Annotated in this window: 20 protein-coding genes; 16 read left to right on the top strand and 4 right to left on the bottom strand. The window is 56.5% G+C overall.

The window, feature by feature from the left end:
* Position 1: 1 nt before the first annotated feature.
* The 4 genes from L2D14_13050 (at position 2) to L2D14_13035 (ending at position 3,593) form a co-directional block, all read left to right on the top strand.
* Positions 2-292 carry a UxaA family hydrolase gene (locus tag L2D14_13050; protein ID WNJ98792.1) on the top strand — a complete coding sequence of 97 codons (291 nt, stop codon included), beginning with the start codon at positions 2-4 and terminating at the stop codon, positions 290-292.
* A gap of 2 nt (positions 293-294) precedes the next feature.
* Positions 295-1,581 (top strand): UxaA family hydrolase, encoded by a 1,287-nt coding sequence (locus tag L2D14_13045; GenBank protein ID WNJ98791.1) that lies wholly within the window; start codon positions 295-297, stop codon positions 1,579-1,581.
* Between the two features lie 67 nt (positions 1,582-1,648).
* Positions 1,649-2,578: a hydroxyacid dehydrogenase gene (locus L2D14_13040; GenBank protein WNJ98790.1), complete on the top strand. Its 930-nt coding sequence runs from the start codon at positions 1,649-1,651 to the stop codon at positions 2,576-2,578.
* 7 nt (positions 2,579-2,585) lie between these two features.
* Entirely contained in the window at positions 2,586-3,593 is a 1,008-nt protein-coding gene (locus L2D14_13035) for an Ldh family oxidoreductase (protein WNJ98789.1), read from the top strand.
* On the opposite strand, the gene L2D14_13030 is transcribed toward L2D14_13035, so the two are convergent.
* Positions 3,584-4,816 (bottom strand): hydroxyacid-oxoacid transhydrogenase, encoded by a 1,233-nt coding sequence (locus L2D14_13030; protein WNJ98788.1) that lies wholly within the window; start codon positions 4,814-4,816, stop codon positions 3,584-3,586. The genes L2D14_13035 and L2D14_13030 overlap by 10 nt on opposite strands.
* Before the next feature lie 251 nt (positions 4,817-5,067).
* Here L2D14_13030 and L2D14_13025 point away from each other — a divergent pair, with 251 nt between their 5' ends.
* The 7 genes from L2D14_13025 (at position 5,068) to L2D14_12995 (ending at position 12,667) form a co-directional block, all read left to right on the top strand.
* Positions 5,068-5,736, top strand: coding sequence for an ABC transporter substrate-binding protein (locus L2D14_13025; protein WNJ98787.1), 669 nt, complete (start codon positions 5,068-5,070; stop codon positions 5,734-5,736).
* Complete coding sequence (gene hpnC, locus L2D14_13020) at positions 5,733-6,596, top strand: squalene synthase HpnC (GenBank protein ID WNJ98786.1); 864 nt, start codon at positions 5,733-5,735, stop codon at positions 6,594-6,596. The genes L2D14_13025 and hpnC overlap by 4 nt, the downstream gene beginning before the upstream one ends.
* Before the next feature lie 7 nt (positions 6,597-6,603).
* The gene (locus L2D14_13015) at positions 6,604-7,740 is read left to right on the top strand and encodes a glycosyltransferase (GenBank protein ID WNJ98785.1); all 1,137 of its coding nucleotides are present in this window, start codon (positions 6,604-6,606) and stop codon (positions 7,738-7,740) included.
* 72 nt (positions 7,741-7,812) lie between these two features.
* Complete coding sequence (hpnD, locus tag L2D14_13010; protein WNJ98784.1) at positions 7,813-8,694, top strand: presqualene diphosphate synthase HpnD; 882 nt, start codon at positions 7,813-7,815, stop codon at positions 8,692-8,694.
* Complete coding sequence (hpnE, locus tag L2D14_13005) at positions 8,691-9,935, top strand: hydroxysqualene dehydroxylase HpnE (GenBank protein ID WNJ98783.1); 1,245 nt, start codon at positions 8,691-8,693, stop codon at positions 9,933-9,935. Before hpnD ends, hpnE begins: the two co-directional genes overlap by 4 nt.
* 96 nt (positions 9,936-10,031) lie before the next feature.
* On the top strand, positions 10,032-11,984 hold the full coding sequence (gene shc / locus L2D14_13000; protein ID WNJ98782.1) for a squalene--hopene cyclase: 1,953 nt from the start codon (positions 10,032-10,034) through the stop codon (positions 11,982-11,984).
* 5 nt (positions 11,985-11,989) lie between these two features.
* Positions 11,990-12,667, top strand: coding sequence for a hypothetical protein (locus L2D14_12995; protein ID WNJ98781.1), 678 nt, complete (start codon positions 11,990-11,992; stop codon positions 12,665-12,667).
* Here L2D14_12995 and hpnH read toward each other — a convergent pair.
* Together hpnH and ispH are read right to left on the bottom strand one after the other, a co-directional pair.
* The gene (gene hpnH / locus L2D14_12990; GenBank protein WNJ98780.1) at positions 12,614-13,768 is read right to left on the bottom strand and encodes an adenosyl-hopene transferase HpnH; all 1,155 of its coding nucleotides are present in this window, start codon (positions 13,766-13,768) and stop codon (positions 12,614-12,616) included. The genes L2D14_12995 and hpnH overlap by 54 nt on opposite strands.
* Positions 13,769-13,770: 2 nt before the next feature.
* Positions 13,771-14,733: a 4-hydroxy-3-methylbut-2-enyl diphosphate reductase gene (gene ispH, locus L2D14_12985; GenBank protein WNJ98779.1), complete on the bottom strand. Its 963-nt coding sequence runs from the start codon at positions 14,731-14,733 to the stop codon at positions 13,771-13,773.
* Between the two features lie 167 nt (positions 14,734-14,900).
* Between ispH and L2D14_12980 the strand changes: the two genes are divergently transcribed.
* The 3 genes from L2D14_12980 to L2D14_12970 are packed head-to-tail and all read left to right on the top strand — an operon-like array spanning position 14,901 to position 17,404.
* Positions 14,901-15,926: an NAD-dependent epimerase/dehydratase family protein gene (locus L2D14_12980; protein ID WNJ98778.1), complete on the top strand. Its 1,026-nt coding sequence runs from the start codon at positions 14,901-14,903 to the stop codon at positions 15,924-15,926.
* 51 nt (positions 15,927-15,977) lie between these two features.
* A complete protein-coding gene (locus L2D14_12975; GenBank protein ID WNJ98777.1) occupies positions 15,978-16,721 on the top strand; it encodes a phosphocholine cytidylyltransferase family protein in 744 nt (247 codons plus the stop codon).
* A 32-nt stretch (positions 16,722-16,753) separates the two neighbouring features.
* Positions 16,754-17,404 carry a glutathione S-transferase family protein gene (locus L2D14_12970; GenBank protein WNJ98776.1) on the top strand — a complete coding sequence of 217 codons (651 nt, stop codon included), beginning with the start codon at positions 16,754-16,756 and terminating at the stop codon, positions 17,402-17,404.
* Between the two features lie 23 nt (positions 17,405-17,427).
* Here the strand turns inward: L2D14_12970 and L2D14_12965 are convergent, their stop codons facing one another.
* Positions 17,428-18,183: a phytanoyl-CoA dioxygenase family protein gene (locus tag L2D14_12965; protein ID WNJ98775.1), complete on the bottom strand. Its 756-nt coding sequence runs from the start codon at positions 18,181-18,183 to the stop codon at positions 17,428-17,430.
* 153 nt (positions 18,184-18,336) lie between these two features.
* Here L2D14_12965 and aepX point away from each other — a divergent pair, with 153 nt between their 5' ends.
* Together aepX and aepY are read left to right on the top strand one after the other, a co-directional pair.
* Positions 18,337-19,995, top strand: a complete 1,659-nt coding sequence (gene aepX / locus L2D14_12960) for a phosphoenolpyruvate mutase (protein ID WNJ98774.1) — start codon at positions 18,337-18,339, stop codon at positions 19,993-19,995.
* Positions 19,992-21,134 (top strand): phosphonopyruvate decarboxylase, encoded by a 1,143-nt coding sequence (gene aepY, locus L2D14_12955; GenBank protein WNJ98773.1) that lies wholly within the window; start codon positions 19,992-19,994, stop codon positions 21,132-21,134. Before aepX ends, aepY begins: the two co-directional genes overlap by 4 nt.
* Position 21,135: the final 1 nt, after the last annotated feature.

Genomic DNA, 21,135 nt, shown 5'->3' with positions numbered 1-21,135 from the left:
AGTGCCCAAAGCACCAGATTTTCTTGTCCACGAAGTCGCCGATACAGTCGGCGTCGTCGTCGTCGAAACAGTCAAAAAGGGCTCCGGCCTTGAAGGCTGGCTGATGGCCAAGGACAGCACGTTGAAGATGAAGAGCAAGGACGCCATTCCGTTGGGCCATAAAATCGCGCTCAACGATATCAAGAAAGGCGACACTATCATCAAGTACGGCCACGATATCGGCAAAGCGATTGCCAATATTGCCAAGGGCGGTCACGTCCATGTCCATAACGTCAAGACGAAGAGGTGGTAATCATGGCTGCCAAGAAAACAAAGAAAGCCGTCGCGAAAGCAAAATCGCCCGTCGTTCCCAAGCTCGTTGAGGACGCGCCGCTTTACATTCCTGAGCCGGATTACCTTTCCGTTCGCAAGGGTCGGAAGCCGACCTTCACCGGGTATCGCCGTGAAAACGGTCGTGTCGGGGTTCGAAATCACGTTGTCATCCTGCCGTTGGACGATCTGTCGAACGCCGCATGTGAAGCAGTCGCCAACAACGTCAAGGGCACGATGGCTATCCCGCACCCTTATGGCCGTCTGCAGTTCGGCGAAGATCTCGACCTGCATTTCCGTACCCTGATCGGCACCGGTTCCAACCCGAACGTTGCCGCCGTGATCGTTATCGGTATTGAAACGGCCTGGACGCAAATCGTCGTCGACGGTATCGCCAAGACCGGCAAGCCTGTTGCCGGCTATGCCATCGAGCAGAACGGAGATCACAAGGTGATCTGGGCGGCGTCACGCCAAGCCAAGGAGTTCCTGCATTGGGCATCGGAAAAGCAGCGTGAAACCTGCTCGATCGATGAGCTTTGGGTTTCCGTGAAGTGCGGGGAATCCGACACCACATCCGGTCTCGCATCTAACCCGACCGTCGGGAACTTCATCGACAAGATGGATTCCTGGGGCGCCACGACATGCTTCGGTGAAACGTCTGAAATCACCGGTGCGGAAATGGTCTGCGCCACGCGCGGCAAGACCAAGGCGGCCGGTGAGAAGTTCATGAAAACCTGGCAGGCTTACATGGACGAGGTCATTGAGCCGTTCAAAACGTCCGATCTGTCGGACAGCCAGCCGACCAAGGGTAACATCGAAGGCGGTCTGACCACCATCGAGGAAAAAGCCTTTGGCAACCTGGAGAAAATCGGCAAGAAAGCGAAGTACGTCGACGTCCTCGGTCCGGCCGAAGATCCCGCCAAGGGTGCCGGTCTCTACTTCATGGACACGTCCTCGGCGGCTGCCGAATGCGTGACCCTGCAGGCGGCTGCCGGCTTCGTCGTGCATCTGTTCCCGACCGGGCAGGGCAATGTCGTCGGTAACCCGATCGAGCCGGTGATCAAGCTGACGGCAAACCCGCGGACGGTTCGCACCATGCGTGAACACATCGACTACGATTGCTCGGGTATCCTGCGCCGCGAGATGAATCTCGACCAAGCTGGTGACGGCCTGATCGATATCACGATGCGCACTTGCAACGGCCGTTTGACGGCGGCGGAGGCTCTTGGCCATCGCCAGTTCGTGTTGACCAAACTGTATCGCAGCGCTTAAGTGGCAGCGGCCGGTACTACTTCGGTACCGGCCGTTTCCTTTTTTTACCCAAGAGACAAAGCGCAGCATGACCGACATCGTCATTACAGAATTTATCGACCCGGGCGCGCTCGAACGCCTCAAATCCGAATACAATGTTCACTACGACGTTGATCTGTGGGACCAGCCGGACGCCATTGCCGAGGCTCTGCAGGGAGCGACGGGCCTGATCGTCCGCAATCAGACACAGGTCCGAGGCGTCGTTCTTGAAAAAGCCGATGCACTGAAGTGCGTCGGCAGACTGGGAGTCGGCCTCGACAACATCGATACCGATGCCTGCAAAGCCAAGGGGATCGCTGTTTTTCCGGCAACCGGGGCCAACTCCGATTCCGTTGCCGAACTTGCCATCGGCGGACTTTTCGTGATGCTCAGGGATGCTTACCACGTCACCGACGAGGTGATTGCCGGCGGTTGGCCGCGCATGCGCATGATGGGCCGCGAAGTGGCGGGGAAGACTCTCGCCATCGTCGGTTTCGGCTCTATCGGTAAAGCTTTGGCATGGCGCGCCAAGGGTGTCGGCATGACCGTGACGGCCTGGGATCCCTATATCGATATCAACGACAAGGTCTGGTCCGAACACGGTGTTGAACCTCGGGCGGATCTGGAAGCCGTTATCAGCGATGCTGATGCGGTGTCGGTGCATGTGCCGCTCAACGATGAAACACGAGATATGTTCGATGCAGCGGCGATGTCGAAGATGAAACCGGATGCCTTGCTGTTCAACCTGGCGCGCGGCGGCATCATCAACGAGGCGGATTTGGTTTCGGCCCTCAAGGCCGGCACCATTGGTGGCGCCTTTCTCGATACCTTTGACGTCGAACCGTTGTCAGCGGACAACCTGTTCAAGGATGTGCCGAACCTTTTGCTGACGCCGCATGCCGGTGCGCGCACCGTTGAGGCGGATGATAGGGTCAGTAATATGATTGCTGACGCGGTCGCAAATTGTCTCAGGAGTTGAAAGACCCATGGCACGACTTTCCCTGAGCGATCTTCATGATCTTGCCGTCGAGGTTCTGGTGGCGTCCAAAACCTCGCCTGAAAATGCAGCAGCGGTTGCCCGTGCGCTGATCAAGGCGGATGCGGACGGTATCCCGTCGCATGGGGTTTCGCGCCTGCCGGCTTATGCGGATCAGGCCAGGGCCGGTAAGGTCGACGGTTTCGCGGTGCCGGACGTCACGTTGCCGAAAACGGCATCTGTCCGTGTCGACGCCAAATCCGGATTTGCCTATCCTGCGATCGAGGCCGGTATCGACGCGGCACTCGAGCGTATCGGCGAGACTGGTATTGTCGGACTTGCCATCGGTAATTCACATCATGCGGGTGTTGCAGGGCACCATGTGGAGCCGTTCGCGGACCAGGGGTATCTGGCGCTGGGCTTCACCAATTCTCCGGCTGCAATTGCGCCCTGGGGCGGCAGCAGGGCCATTTACGGCACCAATCCCGTTGCCTTTGCCTGTCCGCTTCAAGGCAAGCCGCCGATCATTGCCGATCTGTCGACGTCCAAGGTTGCACGCGGTAAAATCAAACTCGCCGCCGACAAGGGCGAAGCCATCCCCGAAGGTTGGGCGGTCGACGCCGATGGTCAGCCGACGACCGATGCCAAGGCGGCGATGGGCGGATCGCTCCTACCGATGGGGGATGCCAAAGGCGCGGCGCTGGTGATGATGGTCGAAATTCTGACAGCGACACTGACCGGCTCCAACCATGGTTTTGAAGCCTCGTCATTCTTTGATGACAAGGGGCCGTCGCCGCATATCGGCCAGTTTTTCATCGTTATAGACCCGGCCGGATTCTCAGGTGGAGCCTTCGAGAACCGTATGTCGGTTTTGGCCGAAGCCATCCAGTCACAGGACGGGACCCGGATGCCGGGCGCGCGCCGTTTCGCAATCCGGGAAACCTCGGCGAAAGACGGTGTCGATATCCCGGATAGTCTGATCGACGATCTCAAAGTGCGGGCTGCCGATCACCAGTAGCTGAGAGCACCTTCGAACAACTTGTAGAGGTCGTCCCGTTCTATCTGACAGGGGGCGAGGCCCAGCAGCCTTTTTTGCGGGAATGCGCCGTCCGTCAGCTTGTCCAGATCCGCTACGCTGTATCCGACACCCTTGAGGCCATTCGGAATGTCGGTCGCCTTCATCATGGCGATCAGATGTTCGGCCACGGCTTCTCCGGCTTCGGTCGGTCCTGCATCATGGGTGCCGCCAAGGCAGGTATACGCCGCGAGATGACGTTCCGGTGCATGCGGCCCGGTCAGGCGGAATACGGACGGTGCATTCAGGATAACCGACATGCCGTGCGGGACGATGGGGGCTTCCTGAGGATACCCTTCGGGCCGGAAATCCTTCACAAGCCCGGAAACGGCGTATGACATTCCATGCGGCAGATGGCAGCCAGCCTGGCCAAAAGCGATCCCGGCCAGAGACGACGCCCACATAAGGTATTCGCGCGCTTCCATATTATCCGGGTCGGTGACGGCGGCGACCATATGCTCGCCGACCAGTTTCAGCGCTTCCTTGGCGATCAGGTCGCTCCAGGGATTGCCGCCCTGAGAATAGGGCCGAGCTGTCGGATTTTGCGGTTTATCCCTGACCGTAAACGGGCGCGCCGTCATACATTCGAGCGCATGAGACAGCACATCGAAGGCCGTTGCGGCGATGACGTTTTTCGGCAGCGTATGTGTCACGTGTGGGTCGACCAGGCCCAATGTCGGCTTCAGATGCAGTGACGCAATTCCCGTTTTTGCCTTCATCGACAGCAGATCGAATATGGTAATACCGGTTGCTTCGGAACCGGTACCCGAAGTCGTGGGGCAGGCGATATGCGGTTTAACAGGCCCTGGTACGGGGACGCCGCCACCGATCGGGGCATTGACGTAGGTCAGAAAGTCGGCGGGATATGTGGCGTAAAGGTTTGCGGCCTTGCAGGTGTCGATGACCGATCCGCCGCCAACCGACACAAAACCGTCGAAATTCCCGTCCTGAGCGAAGGCCGCCGCAGTTTTGAAGCTTTCATCCGTCGGCTCCACGGCGACATCGTCATACAGGGCCACATCGATGCCGGCAGCGTGCAGTGATTTCATCACTTTCCCGACGTGATCGGATGCGGAAAGTGTCTTGTCAGTGAACAGTGCGACTTTCTTCAGGCCGAGGGCCATCGCATGCGAACCGGCTTCGGACAGGCAGCCGGGGCCGAACACAAGGGACTGCCCATCGACCCGAAATGCTTCGTCACAGCCAGCTTGCAATTGATAATGATGACAGCAAACCAAAATATTTCTCCCCATGGTCGGCACAACATCAGAGTGTAATGGGAACGGACGGGAATGAAAAATGGCGAAATGATACAAAGATGGCCTTGCGGAAATTACGTATTATTTTTTTACCGAGTACACTTTGAGCACGGCCGGTCATCCGTTAAGCTATGGCCCAGGAACGAGGGGGTGGAGACATGTTCATACGGCACGCGATTGCAGTGGGAATATTCACTGTGATGATGGCAATTGCGCCGCAAAGCGCATCGGCAGCCGGAGATGATTTTTCCGAAAAAGCGGAAAAATTTATTGTCACACTTGCGGATGATGCCATTACCAAATTGACGGACACGTCGATCACAGTTGAAGAGCAGGAGCGGCGCTTCAGCGGGATCATCCATGACTACATCGCATTCAAGTCGATCGCACGCTGGGTGCTGGGCGGACGTTACTGGCGCGCTGCCAGCGAGGAACAGCGGGATCGTTATCTGAACCTTTTTGAGAAACTCATGATTTCGACGTATGCACACCGTTTCCAGAAATATTCGGGCGAAACCCTGGAGATTGCCGGCGTGCGCAATATCGATGCCAGTCAGGTTCTGGTGCAAACGACGTTGCAGCGCCCGAATGCCGGCAAACCGCTCAGGGTAGACTGGCGGGTTCGGGGTACGGAAGATAAGCTCAAGATTATCGATATCATGGTTGAGGGATTGAGTATGGCGCAGACGCAGCGTTCAGAGTTTTCATCGGTTCTTCGCGATAACGGCGGCGATGTCGGTGCTCTGCTCTCGACCCTTGAGGAACGCCTTGAATCTGCCCGTGCCGAACGTATGGCTTCGACCGAAGAGGCAACGAAAAAACCGTGAACACATCGTCAGCGCCGCCTGAGGCGGAGGTTGAAACGCCTTCAGGCAAGGACGCGGCGTATGAAAACTTTCCTGTCGGCTCATTTCTCTTGCCACCTGCAGCGCGGCCGCATGTTGCCGTGTTTTATCGGTATGCCCGTGCGATCGATGACATTGCCGATAACCCGATGCTCACATCAGATGAAAAAATCAGTCGTCTGGACGGGTTTGCCGCCGCCGTAGTTGGGGATGAAACCAAGGACCCTGCTTACCGGACGGGTATCGAGATGCGGCAAAGCCTGATTGCATCGGCGGTTTCCGAGCGGCATTGCCTTGATCTCATCGATGCCTTCAAACAGGACGTAGTCAAAGCCCGCTATGACGGCTGGGATGATCTGATGGGCTATTGTATCCGTTCCGCGGCACCCGTGGGCCGCTATCTGATCGATCTGACCGGCGGAACAACCGATGGCTATGTGTCGTCTGATGCGCTCTGTAACGCCTTGCAGGTCATCAATCACTTGCAGGATTGTCAGGACGATTACAGAACCCTGGACCGGGTCTACCTGCCCATGGGATGGATGAAAGAAGCCGGGGCCACGGTTGAAATGCTCGATGAAAGGAAGGCTTCTCCAGCGCTTCGTATCGTGATCGACCGATGTCTGGCAGCGACACGAGAATTGATGCGCGATGCCCGGCCTTTGCCCGCGAGTGTTGCCAGCCGCCGTCTGGCCATGGAAAGCGCTGCCATTATCCGGATCGCCGATGCCCTGATCGGCAAACTGGCTTCGAACGATCCACTGGCGGCGCGTGTCGAATTAACAAAACCCGGTTATGCATGTTGCATCGTGCGCGGTGCCGTTGCCGGTTTATTTGCCTGACAATGACATGACGCTGTTCCTTGCCGCGCTATCGCTTTCGATCTGGGTCTATTTGAGCCTATTCCATGGGCGGTTTTGGCATTCAGATCAATTGCTTAATATAAATTCAGTTAATATAGAGAAAGCCCCCGATGTTGTATGCGTTATCCCGGCGCGTGACGAGGCGGACAGCATCGGCCGTACCGTACGTGCGCTGCTGGATCAGGACTATGCGGGGAATTTCCGGATTGTCGTCGTTGACGATAACAGCACGGACGGCACCGCCGATGCGGCCCGTGCCGCTTTGAAGGCTGGTGAGAGCAAGCGTTTGAATATCATCGATGGCGAGCCTCTGGCGGAAGGTTGGGTCGGCAAGATGTGGGCGGTGCATCAGGGGATCGCTGCGGCTGGGGATGCAACGTATATTCTTCTGACCGATGCCGATATCGAACATGCGCCGGACAGCTTAAGCAGACTGGTTGGCAAGGCCGGAGACGGACAGCTTGGTCTCGTCTCGCTGATGGTGAAGCTGAGAAGCATATCGGCCTGGGAGAAATTTCTGATTCCGGCATTCGTCTATTTCTTTCAAAAGCTTTATCCGTTTCCCCGCGTCAACGACCCTGAGGCACCAATAGCGGCGGCCGCCGGCGGCTGCATGCTGGTACATGCCGACACACTCAAGGCTGCAGGCGGGATCGCCGAAATTCGCGATCAGCTCATTGATGACTGCGCTCTGGCACGGCTGATCAAGCGGCACCGTCCGGTCTGGCTCGGATTGGCGGAAGAGACATACAGCCTGCGGGCATACGATGACTTGCCGTCGATCTGGAACATGGTGGCACGATCCGCCTATGTGCAGTTGAAGCACAATCCTCTGCTGCTGGCAGGGACTCTCGCCGGCATGGGCATTCTGTATGTAATGCCGCCGTTAGCCGTTTTGTCCGGGATTTTGATGTCGGATCCGGTTTTGGTGTCGCTGGGCGCTACCGCATGGCTGGTTATGGCCTGGACATACCTGCCGACACTGGATTTGTACCGGCTGAATACGCTCTGGTCTTTGTCTCTGCCTTTTGCGGGCACGCTTTATGCGCTGATGACACTGGATTCGGCCCGGCGTCATTATGCCGGGCAGGGTGGTGCCTGGAAGGGGCGGACCTATTCCTGAAGGTGTATTGCCCGAACTTCCGGTGTTAGCTAACAGATGACGCATCCATGCGGGTAGTGTATCCATGCCGCCATGAGCGTGCATGAGCCCCTGCCGTTGGAGCCGGACCTGCCGGCTGACCCGCCCGATGCCTATGTCGAGGCGCTGGTGAGGCGTGCAGGGACGTCTTTTTTCTGGGCCATGCGCCGACTGGATACGCCGCGCCGCCGGGGTGTTTTCGCCGTCTATGCCTTTTGCCGCGATGTCGACGATATCGCCGATGGCGATCTGCCGCTGGATCGCAAACGTGAACTGCTGGATGCCTGGCGCCATGAAATTGAATTGCTGTATGGCGGCACATGTCACCACCCGATTTCACGGGCCCTGCTGGACCCGGTCAGAACCTTCAATCTTCAAAAAGCCGATTTTCTGGCGGTAATCGACGGTATGGAAATGGATGCCGCACCGCGTGTCCGTCTCGCCGATATGGATGAGCTGGCGCTGTACTGCGACCGTGTGGCTTGCGCCGTCGGCAGGCTATGTGTCCGGATATTCGGCCTTGGCGAAGACGAGGGTGTTCGCCTTTCCGCCGAACTTGGGATGGCGCTGCAACTGACCAATATCCTTCGCGATATCGTCGAGGATGCGGGACGTGACCGGGTTTACCTGCCGGCGGATCTGCTGGCTGGTGCCGGTGCGGATGGCGAAGGTATCGAAGATGTGATCACCGCACCCGGCCTGGCGGGGCTTTGCGATGATCTTGCCGACCGTGCGGAAAAACACTTCGAGGCTGCGAAAACCGTAATCGCCGCAGCCGATCCCGATGCCGTTCGCCCGGCGGTGATGATGATGCAGGTCTATTGCCGTATTCTCGACAAACTGCAGAAACGAGGTTGGCAAAATCTTGAAACGGATGTCGGACCCTCGAAGTTTGAGAAAATCATGATTGCCGTAAGGTACGGAGTATTCGGGTGACAACCCGCAAGGCCTTCGTCCTGGGCGGTGGCGTTGCCGGCCTTGCTGCGGCAACATCGCTATGCGAGCAGGGCGTAGCGGTCACCTTGATCGAGGCCGCGCCGCAAGCCGGTGGCCGCTGCCGGAGTTTCTTCGACAAACAACTCGGTTGCGATATCGATAACGGCAACCATCTGGTCCTGAGCGGCAATGTCGACGCCATGCGCTATCTCGCAAGAACCGGTGCCATGGAAACGATCGATATCCTGCCGGCATGTCTTCCGTTTCAAGACGTGGGGACGGGTGAAACCTGGGAAGTCGCGCTTGGCAAGGGACGTATCCCGTGGCGGTTGTTGTGCCCGCATCACGGAATACCTGGTGTGCGGCTCAGGGACTTCTGGCGTAGCCGAAAGCTTTTCAAAGCCGGTCCCGATGCATGTGTTGCCGATGTTTTGAAAGATACCGGACAACTTTATGAACGCTTCTGGAAGCCCTTTGCCATCGCCGTTCTGAATACCGAACCTGAGCGCGCAGCCGCAGCGCTGTTGGCGCCCGTGATCCGGGAAACCGTGATGCAGGGCGGCATGTCCTGCCGGCCTGTATTGGCAAAGCGTGGGCTGGGATTCAGCTTTGTCGACCCGGCGCTGGCGTATCTTCGCGCCCAGGGGGCGGACGTGAGGCTCGGGGTGCGATGCCGCGGACTGAATATTCAGGATACAAGCGTGCGCGCCCTCGATCTGGACGGAGAGACGATCCGATTGGCGGACGACGATATCGTGATTTCTGCGCTGCCGCCCTCAATCGCCGGAGAACTGATCGCGGGGGTATCCGTTCCCGATGAATTTCGCGCAATCGTCAACGTCCATTTCGATATTGGCGGTGAACGGCGCGCGCGGATCATCGGCATCCTGGGCGGTTTGGCCGAGTGGTTGTTTCTGCGCGGAAACATCGCATCGGTGACGATCAGCGCCGCCGATCACGTCGTAGATGAGACCGCGAGCGATATTGCAGCCCGTATCTGGCACGAGATCGCCCGGATTCTGGCTATGAATCCGGATATTTTGCCGCCAGTTCGGGTCATTAAGGAAAAACGTGCGACTTTTGCACAGACGCCACAACAGATCAGCCGCCGCTCCGGACCCGAAACCGGGATCAGAAATCTTTGGCTGGCCGGAGATTGGACCGATACCGGGCTTCCGGCGACGATTGAGGGTGCAATCAGATCGGGGCATCGCTGTACAGGGTTAGCCTTGAATAGATGACGAAATTTTGACACAAGTCTATGGTCTTGATCAGCGTTATCGGACTTGATTTGCGTAAAGCTCCGTGGGGGCTGGTCGCTCTAAAGGAACCCATCATTGGTTGAACTCAGCGCTCAGGCAGCGAAAGGCAGTAATGACTCTCTCGAACATGTCGAGAAGGTCGTCTCCGTATCGCGTGAATGGTTCTTGGGAGAGCAGCAAAGCGAGGGGTATTGGGCCTTTGAGCTGGAGGCCGATGCGACGATTCCGGCTGAGTACATCCTGCTCAATCACTATCTGGGCGAGCCGAACGACGAGATCGAAAAGAAGCTTGCTGTTTATCTGCGCCGCATCCAGGAAGACAAGCACGGCGGTTGGCCGCTCTATCACGATGGGGATTTCAATATCAGTGCTTCAGTGAAGGCCTATTACGCCTTGAAGCTGGTCGGCGACGATCCCGAAGCGCCGCATATGAAAGCGGCCCGTAAAGCCATTCTGGCGCACGGTGGTGCAGCCAAAGCCAATGTCTTTACGCGTATCGCACTGGCGCTGTTCGAACAGGTGCCGTGGCGTGCTGTTCCGGTGATGCGCGCCGAGGCGCTTCTGATACCGCGCTGGTCACCGTTCCATGTCGATAAGATTTCGTACTGGTCACGGACAGTCATGGTGCCTTTGCTGATTTTGGCGGTCCTTAAACCAAAAGCGAAGAACCCCAGAGGCATCGGTATTGAGGAGTTGTTCATTCGCCCCGCCAATGACGAAGACGAGTATATGGTCAATCCGACGGGGCACTGGATCGGCACGTTGTGTCTGGGTATCGATCGTATTGCAAAGATCGTCGAGCCGCTGTTCCCGTCGGGCCTGGAAAAGAAGGCGATAAAACGCTGCCTTGATTTCATCGGTCCGAGACTGAATGGAGAAGACGGTCTTGGAGCGATTTTCCCGGCCATGGCCAATACCGTCATGGCGTTTGATGCATTGGGATACGCCCGTGACGATCCGGATTATATGATCGCCAGGGAATCCATCGACAAGCTTTTGACCTTCAAGAATGGTGAAGGGTATTGCCAGCCTTGCCTGTCCCCGATCTGGGATACGTCTCTTGGCGGCCATGCGCTGATGGAAGCCGGTCTGGATATGAGCGAGAAGGCGCTGGTCGCGGCCACGGACTGGCTCGCAGATCGGCAGATTCTCGATGTTGCGGGTGACTGGGCTGTCAACCGGCCGGGGCTTAAACCGGGTGGCTGGGCGTTTCAGTACAACAACGATTATTACCCCGATGTCGACGATACAGCCGTCGTCGGCATGTTGCTGCATCGTGCCGATGCGGAGCGTTACCAGACCGCAATAGAACGCGCCAAAATCTGGATAGAAGGCATGCAATCGAAAAACGGTGGTTGGGGGGCCTTCGATATCGATAATGAATACTACGTCCTGCAACACATTCCGTTTGCCGATCACGGAGCGCTGCTGGACCCGCCAACGGCGGATGTCAGTGCACGCTGCGTTTCATTCCTGGCGCAACTCGGATATGGGCAGGAACGCGAAAGTGTGCGTCGCGGCGTCGAATACCTGAAACGCGAACAGGAAACGGATGGTTCGTGGTTTGGGCGCTGGGGCAACAATTACGTCTATGGCACATGGTCCGTGCTCTGTGCGCTGAATGCGGTCGGCGAGGATATGGACGCGCCTTATATCCGCAAGGCCGTCGAATGGCTCAAGGCCCGGCAATTTGCCGATGGCGGCTGGGGCGAGGATTGCGCCAGTTACTGGCAGCACCGCCGAGATGAAGTTAAAACCTCGACGCCTTCGCAAACGTCTTGGGCGTTATTGGGGCTGATTGCCGCAGGTGAGATCAATTCGCAAGCGGTCGAGCGAGGCATCAGTTATCTGATGGAAGCGCCCCGCGAAGGCGGCAAGTGGGACGAGGAGTACTTCAATGCCGTCGGGTTTCCGCGCGTGTTCTATCTTCGCTACCACGGCTACAGCGCCTATTTCCCGTTATGGACCCTTGCCCGCTACGTGAACTTGTCGCGCGGTAACGAGCGCACCCCCAAATACGGCATCTGACGGCGGTGCCGCGTATCGGCATCATTACCGGCGTTAAGAGCGAGGAAGCTGCCCTTGCGCCCGTTATGGGCACGGAGGATGCGCCTTACGTGCGCCTGTCCGGTGCCCGACCGTCGCGGGCCCGTGACGGTGTTGCTGCACTGATTGGATTGGGCGTGGACGGGATATTGAGCTTCGGCAGCGCCGGGGGCGTTTCTCCGTTGCTGCAACCAGGTGATCTGGTTATCGCTGATCGCGTCATGAATTCGGATGGGCACGCGTTTGCAGCGGATAGCGACTGGTGTGGACGCCTGGCAGCCGTATTCAACATACAAACATCCATCGTGGCGGGGGTCGATTATGTTGCGGGCAGTGAAGACAAGGCTTGGTTCAAGAGGGAGGGCATCGCAGCCCTCGATATGGAAAGTCATATCGTCGCCGCCATGGCTGACGAAGCGGGCATCCCGTTTGCCGTCCTGCGCGCGATTATCGATCCGGCGGGTTACGATATTCCCGGATATGCCCTGGATTCCGTCAGGCCTGATGGCAGCATCAGTCTGTTGCCGGTAATCGCCGGGGTTTGCCTGCAACCGTGGACAATAGGACGGTTGCTCGACCTCAACAGATATAACAGGCAAGCAATGGAGAGCTTAAGCGGCGCGACCCGCGTCCTTGGACCGGGCTTCGGCTTTTTCGCGCTCTAGTTTTTGCGACATGGTCTCGACCAGGTTTTCGAAGACGAATTCCGCCGGACGTTGATTTTCGAGTGAAATTTCAGGCGCCATAGGTTTCTCGGTGTCGATGCCGCGCAGGAAGACCCCCAGTGCTTTCAAGGGGTGTTTCACCGTGTCGGCGACGGCGGTTGGTTCGTAGCCGCAATGCACCATGCAATTGGCACATTTTTCGTAGTTGCCGGTGCCGTACTGGTCCCAGGGCGTGTCATCCATCAATTCCTTGAAGGATTTCACGTATCCCTCGCTAAGCAGGTAGCAAGGTTTCTGCCAGCCGAAGATGTTGCGTGTCGGGTTGCCCCATGGCTGGCAATGGTACTGCTGGTTGCCGGCAAGGAAATCCATAAACAGACTGGACTGGCTAAAGCGCCACTTCTTGTCACCCTTTAAGCGAAAGATCTGGCGGAACAGTTCCTTGGTCTTGCCTCGTTGCAGGAAGTGCTCCTGATCGGGCGCGCGCTCGTAAGCATAACCCGGCGATATGGTGATCCCTTCGACCTGCAGCTCGTTGGTGCAGAAATCAAAGAATTCGGCACACTCTTCGGCGGTCATTTGGTTGAAAAGGGTACAATTGATATTTACCCGAAAGCCGCGGGCCTTAGCCGCCTTGATTGCGGATACAGCACGCTTGAATGTGCCTTTCTGGTCAACCGCGTGGTCGTGATGCGTTTCAAGCCCATCCAGATGAACCGAGAATGTCAGGTATGGTGACGGCGTGAAGTCATCGAGCCGCTTCTCAAGCAGCAGGGCATTGGTACACAGATATACGAATTTCTTGCGCGCAACGATGCCTTCGACAATCTGTTTGATTTCCTTGTGAATAAGCGGCTCACCACCCGGTATGGAGACAATAGGCGCGCCGCAGTCATCGACGGCTTCCATGCATTCGTCAAAGCTCAGCCGCTTGTTGAGGATATCGTCCTCGTAATCGATCTTGCCGCAGCCCGGACAGGCGAGGTTGCAGCGGAACAAGGGCTCCAGCATCAGGACAAGCGGGTACTTTTCAACACCCTTCAGGCGTTGCTTCATGATATATGCGCCGACACGGGCTTGCTGGATCAGGGGAACCGCCATATTCAGTCTCCGACCGCGCTGGCAGGCTCGGCATCGATAAGCTCCCGCGGCAATTTGAAAACGACATTTTCCTCAACGCCGTCATGATTACGAACAGTCGCACCTCGTAGTGCGCCGATCCGCTTGACGACACCCTGGACCAGCTCTTCGGGTGCCGATGCACCGGCCGTCAGACCAACCTTGGACACACCGTCGAACCAGGAATCCTGGATCATGGATGCATCGTCGATCAGATAGGACGGCGTGCCATTTTCACCGCCGAGTTCCGCCAGACGGTTGGAATTGGAACTGTTTTTTGCACCAACGACCAACAGCAGATCAACCGTTTGCGACAGTTCACGAACGGCCTGCTGTCGGTTTTGCGTTGCATAGCAGATGTCTTTGACGTCCGGGCCGACAATACTTGGAAAGCGTTTCTTCAGGGCGTCAATGGTCGCGCGCGTTTCGTCGACGGAGAGCGTGGTTTGTGTCACATATGCCAGTTTTTCCGGGTCTTGAACTTCAAGCCCTGCCACTTCACGGGGATCGCTGACAATCAACACGCCACCCGGAATACGGCCTTGTGTGCCTTCCACTTCCGGATGACCCCGGTGGCCGATAAGTATAACCTGACGGCCTTTGCCGGCCTGATTTTGACCTTCCTTGTGGACCTTGGAAACCAGCGGGCATGTTGCGTCGATAACAGGCAGATCACGCGAACGGGCGGCAATCTCGACCTTTTCCGCTACACCGTGCGCGCTGAAAATGGTCACGGCGCCTTCCGGGATTTCATCGATTTCATCCACGAATACGGCACCCTTGGCGCGCAGCGATTCGACCACGTGCTTGTTATGTACGATTTCGTGCCGCACATAGATAGGCGGACCGTATTTGATCAGAGCCTTTTCGACAATTTCAATGGCGCGTTCGACGCCGGCACAAAAACCGCGTGGGTTGGCGAGGATGATTTCGATGGGTTCGCTCATGACGTCAAATATCCCGGGGGTTTTCATATCGCACCGGACATGCTCATTGCAGGCCGGCCTTATGATAAAAGGTAGATATCAATCCACCGTTATCAATGGGTGTTTAACGTCTTTGCGCCGGTTTTTCCATGGAAAACTCGGCTGTGATGAATTACAGGAAACAGGCTGTGCAGCTTAACAATGGTCCATACCTGGTTACCGGCGCGACAGGCTTTGTCGGTTCTGCGGTCGTGCGCGTGCTTTTGGCGCGCGGCGCGCACGTACGGGTACTGGTCCGGCCGGGCAGTGACCGGCGGAATTTGTCCGGTCTTGATGTTTCGGTGTGCGAAGGCGACCTGATGCGGCCTGAAAGCCTGATACCCGCGTTGGCGGGTTGTACAGGGTTATTCCATGTCGCTGCGGATTACCGTCTCTGGACCCGCGATCCGGCGTCAATGTTCCGCGCCAATGTGGAAGGGACACGCGCTATCCTCGCGAAAGCGCATGAAGTGGGGGTTGAACGGGCTGTATATACCTCCAGTGTCGCGGTACTCGGTATTGATCCGTCAGGACGTCCGGCGGATGAGGAAACACCGGTCGGCTTCAGCGACATGATCGGTGTCTACAAGCAATCAAAGTTCCGTGCGGAAGAAGCTGCGCAAGCGGTAATTGCCGAAACCGGGCTGGATTGCGTGATCGTCAATCCGTCGACCCCCATTGGCCCTCGCGATATCAAACCGACACCGACGGGGCGGCTTGTGGTCGAAGCTGCCGCCGGCCGCATGCCGGCTTACGTCGACACAGGTTTGAATGTGGCACACGTCGATGATGTTGCCGAAGGTCATTTACTGGCTTTCGAAAAAGGTAAAAAGGGGCGTCGTTATATTCTTGGCGGCGATGATATGACGCTACGCGCAATCCTGAATACGGTTGCCCAGCATGCCGGTGTCAAACCGCCATTTTTGCAAATTCCACGCGCTCCGATCTATCCGATGGCTTGGGCGGCGGAAATGTGGTGCGCCGTGACCGGTCGGGGCGAGCCGTTCGCAACGGTCGATGGGCTCAAAATGTCGAAGAAAAAGATGTTCTTTTCCTCCAGACGGGCAGAGTACGAACTCGGATACACTCACCGTCCCGGGACACAGGCTTTGGCGGATGCTGTCGACTGGTTTCAGGCGAACGCCTATCTTGGCGATACCGGCAAGCGTTCTTGACTTCTAGCCTCATTCAACAAATATACGGGCCCGCAAACAGGGATATCACTTATGCATGCCATCATACTTGCCGCAGGTGTCGGCAGCCGTCTCTTTGGGGATAGCCGCACCCAGCCACCGAAAAGCCTGATCGAGTTTGACGGCCAGACCTTGCTGGCTCGCCATATCGAATATCTTCAGAATTTCGGCATCGAAAAGCTGACTCTCGTCGTCGGTTACAGGAAAGACCTCGTCGTCGCCGAAGCCGAGCGGTGCGCCCCAGACGGGTTTCTGGAGATTATCGAAAATCCGATGTATCGCGGCGGCAGCATCATTTCCATGTGGTATGCCCGCGAAGCCTACCGATGTGGGCAGGATGTCCTCTTCATGGATGCGGATGTGCTGTACGACACCGAAATTCTGAAGCGCCTGATCGACAGCGTCGAGGCGAGCGCTTTTGTTTATGACGATGATCTGGACGAAGGGGACGACCCGGTCCGAATTTGCCTCCGCAACGGCACCGTTGTCGACTTCGGCAAGCGTATCGTCGGCCAGTTCGATGCCATGGGTGAATGGCCCGGCTTTATGACGGTTTCGCGTGAGACCGGTCCGCTCGTGGCGGCGTCGCTGGAAAACTACATCGAGGGTGGCCAGTTGATGGCGACTTACGAAGAAGCGATCCGTGATGTTATTGTCGGCGGGCCGCGTGGTGCTTTTGGGATTGTCGATATCTCAGATCTCGACTGGATTGAAATAGATTTTCCGGAAGATCTTGAACGCGCCCGGGAAGTCATATTACCGAAACTGACGTCTTAATCCGCTCATACAAGAGCCTGAAAGGAACCGCCATGTCAGTCAGCAGCGACACACCGGTGTTGCAGATACTCGGGCGCAGCAATTCGTTTAATGTCCGGAAGGTCCTTTGGGCCTGCGACGAATTGAGCATCGCTTATGACCGGCAGGATTACGGGCGCGGTTTCAAGGCCTGTACAAGCCCGGAATTTTTGGCGCTCAATCCCGCAGCTCAAGTGCCGGTGGTCATCGATGGCGACAATGTTATGCGGGAATCGAATGCGATCATTCGATATCTGGCCGCCAAGGCATGTAATGAGATCCTGTATCCGTCGGGCCTTGTTCAACGTCAAAAGATTGAACAGTGGATGGACTGGGTTGCCTACGATGTAACGCATGCCTTGCGAGGTGCATTTCTTGGCGGACAGTTGGGTGAGCACCCATGGGACAACCCGTGGTTCGTCGAACGCGGCCGTGCGGACCTTATTCATGAAATAGGGTTGCTGAATGCGCATCTGGAAAGCGGTGGGCCGTATGTTGTCGGCGCTGATTTCACACTCGCTGACATTCCAGTCGGTCTTGTGGTCAACAGGTGGTTTATGCTGGACGGTATTTCACGTCCCGAAATGAACGCGGTTACTGCCTACTACGAATTACTGAGCGAACGCCCTGCATTTATGCGTCATGGACGAAACGGCTTGCCTTGAGGCTGCGCTTCTAAACCCTCCGATCAAACCCGGAAAACGTATTTCTTATCCGGATCGCGGTCGATGTCGGGCGGAAAGTTTTTGTGCTTGTCGGCGTAATACTGCGCCATGTGATCCCCGGCCGAGGCACGGTTATAGGTCGCATAGTATATCCGGCGTACGCTGTCGCTCATGTTGGCTTCGGAGGCATGCGGCGCATAGCAGTCAAAGAATACGATATCGCCCGGCTCGGTCGGGACCGGCTCGAAGAACATGCCCTTCATTTCATCATCGTTGAGGGGCTCCCACGACTTCACCAGACCTGATTTGTGGTGTCCGGCGACGAGCTGCAGGCAGCCGTTTTCAAGGGTCGCTCTGTCAATGCTGACGAGTGCGGAAATGAAGAAGTCGGCATAAGTATCCCAACCGGCCTGGCTGTCCTGATGCGGTGCGAAGCCGCCGCCACCCGGCATTTTGAAATTAATTTTTTCCTTGAAAAGCGTAGCAGGCTCGCCGAGCAGTTGCGACACCGGCGCCTTGAGTGCCTCGGTCATGGTATGGAAACCGTCATGAAATGGGGCGATGTTTTCGATTCTGTTGACCAGATCGGCACCATCCTTGCGGCTTTCCTCATGATACACCCAGTGCCGGCCCGAAACTTCGGGCATCGCCAGAACGTCGTCCGTCCAGGCTGAAATCAGCGCCATGTCTTCGGGGTTGAAACCACCTCGTTTCACCAGATAGCCGTCACGCTCGAAGGCGGCGAGATCGTCGTCGGTCAAATGGGGAGTTCGGAGCATTTTCGCCTCCACGGTTCGTTAATTCGGCCATCCTATAACTGGTGGTGGGCAAGCTGTCACGATTTCTCGACGGATGTTCTTGAGATTACAGAGCGCTGGCGTTAAGCCTTGTCACTAACGTCATGGCTGCATCTTTTTCTCGAGGAATATCGAATGATTGAACAAGCACGGCGACAAAAGGCAAATAACCGGTCACTTCGAAAAACCTCTCAACTCAGGAACATGCTCTGTTCACCTGAGCTTGAATTCATCATGGAAGCTCACAATGGGCTTTCCGCGAAGATTGTCGAGGAAGCAGGATTCAAGGGAATATGGGCATCCGGACTATCGATGTCTGCTGCATTGGGTGTTCGTGACAACAATGAAGCTTCTTGGACCCAGATTCTGGATGTTCTTGAATTCATGAGCGATGCGAGTTCCTTGCCGATCCTTGTTGATGGGGATACGGGATGGGGCAACTTCAACAATTTGCGTCGTGCAGTGCAGAAATTCGAACAGCGCGGCATTGCCGGTATCTGTATCGAGGACAAGCTTTTCCCGAAAACCAATTCGTTTATCGGCGACGGTCAGCCCTTGGCCGATATCGACGAGTTCTGTGGTAAGATCAAGGCAGGCAAAGACAGCCAGCTTGATGACGACTTCCAGATCGTTGCGCGTGTTGAGGCATTGATCGCCGGGTGGGGCGTCGAAGAAGCATTACGCCGTGCGGAGGCCTATCACGAGGCAGGTGCCGATGCGATACTGATTCACTCCAAAAAGTCCACTGCAGACGAAGTTTTGTCTTTCATTTCCAGCTGGGAAAACCGTTGCCCGGTCGTGCTGGTGCCGACCAAGTACTATGCAACGCCGACTGAAACTTTTGAAGAAGCAGGCGCTTCGCTGATTATATGGGCCAATCACAATATGCGGGCCGCGATTACGGCGATGCGTGAGACTTCGAACAGGATTTACCGGGACCGCTCGCTCTCAGGCATCGAGAATGGCGTCGTTTCGGTGAGCGATGTCTTCGATTTGATGGGAAATGGCGAGTTGGCGGATGCAGAACGCCGATATCTGCCGCAAAAAACCAATTCGGTGAACGCAATCATACTGGCCGCTTCACGCGGTTCCGCATTTGGTGAAATGACCGAAGACAAACCGAAGTGCATGCTGGAAGTTCGCGGGCAACCTCTTCTGCGTCGCCTGGTCGATATATACAGGAACAGTGGCATACGTGATGTCACGGTCGTCCGTGGTTACAAAAAAGATGCTGTCAATCTTCCCGATATAAAGACGATTGATAACGATATGCACGAACGGGGCGGTGAAGTATCAAGCTTGGCTTGTGCATTGGATGCACTGCATGGCCCCGTCTATGTCTCTTATGGCGATATCCTGTTCCGCCAGTATTTCATTGACCTTGTTGAAGACACCGAAGCGGACATAGTTGTCGTCTCTGATGCGCAATGGCATGAACGTCAATCCAAATCCAATGACTGGGTCCGCGATTTCGTTTCGTGCAGCCGTCCATATTCGGCGTCTTACCTGGATCAGGAGACGGTATATTTGAAGGCCGCCGGGGATAATATTCCGGAAAATCAACGCCACGGAGAATGGACCGGTCTGATTCGATTGAGCGAGAATGGGGCAGCACGCGTCCGCGATGAAATAGAACAGATGCAAAAAGACGGAGCCATAAAGAATGCAGGTTTGCCTCAGCTTCTGACGAGACTCGCCGAGAAGGGTGAAAAGATCGCCGTCGTTTATGTCGTAGGGCAATGGCTGGATGTGGACGACTATGCCGATCTGATTAATGCCGGACAATTCCTGTGATCGATGCGGAAACGTTTCTGCGTCACGCCAAGTTCAAGGGGTTTGATTTCTTTACCGGCGTGCCGTGTTCATTTCTGACGCCATTGATCAATGGCGTGCTGAATGACAATGACGCCAGCTATGTCGCTGCCGCCAGTGAAGGCGAAGCGGTAGCAATCGCCGCAGGTGCCTGGTTGTGCGGACGTCAAACCGTGGTCATGTTTCAGAATTCCGGCCTGGGAAACGCGGTCAATCCACTGACATCACTGAACTATCCGTTCCGCATACCGACTCTCGTCATCTGCACGTGGCGCGCCGGTCCGGGATTGAGCGACGAGCCGCAACATGAATTGATGGGCGAAATTACGCCGGACCTGTTCGAAGTCATGCGCATTCCCTATAGCCTTTTCCCCTCGGATGACGACAACGTCGCGCCTATGCTGGATGATGTACTGGCGCAGATGAACGAAAGCCAGTTGCCGGCGGCTTTCATCATGCAAAAGGGCGATGTTGCCGATCAGGACCTTGGCGATGTTGTGAACCCCGTTGCAGATGCTGGTGGCAGTGTTGCCGATCTTCGCAATCATGGCGATCTACCAGGCCGCTACGCTGCGCTTGAGGCGATGCTGAAAGTGGCCCCCGACAATGCCGGAATCATCGTAACAACAGGCAAGTCCGGGCGTGAGTTATTCACGATTGAGGACCGGAAACAGCACTTGTATCAGGTCGGCTCCATGGGCTGTGCTGCCGGTATGGGGCTTGGCGTGGCATTGAACACCGACAAGCCGATCATCGTCGTCGATGGCGATGGCGCGTTGATGATGAAGATGGGGACGCTGTCGACCATCGGAGCTTACCGGCCAAAGAACCTGGTACATCTGCTCCTCGATAACGGCACCTACGATTCAACGGGCGGGCAGCCGACGGTTTCAGGTGGTGTCGATTTCGCGGCCTGTGCGGTAGCATGCGGATATGCAAATTCCGTTCGTGCCGACGACACGGCAGGACTGGAACAGGCCCTTGAGGCTGCCCTGAAAGGGGCGGGGCCGACACTGATCCATATGAAGATCGCCCCCGGCTCGTTGCCCAAACTCGGCCGGCCGACAGTGAAGCCGCCCGAAGTTGCACGACGCTTCAAGGACTTTCTTGCGGAAGATTAGG

The organism is Thalassospiraceae bacterium LMO-JJ14 (genome assembly GCA_021555105.2).
GTDB lineage: Bacteria > Pseudomonadota > Alphaproteobacteria > Rhodospirillales > Casp-alpha2 > UBA4479.
Note: the sequence above shows the minus strand (reverse complement) of the source record. Positions and strands in the feature narration are given on the sequence as shown.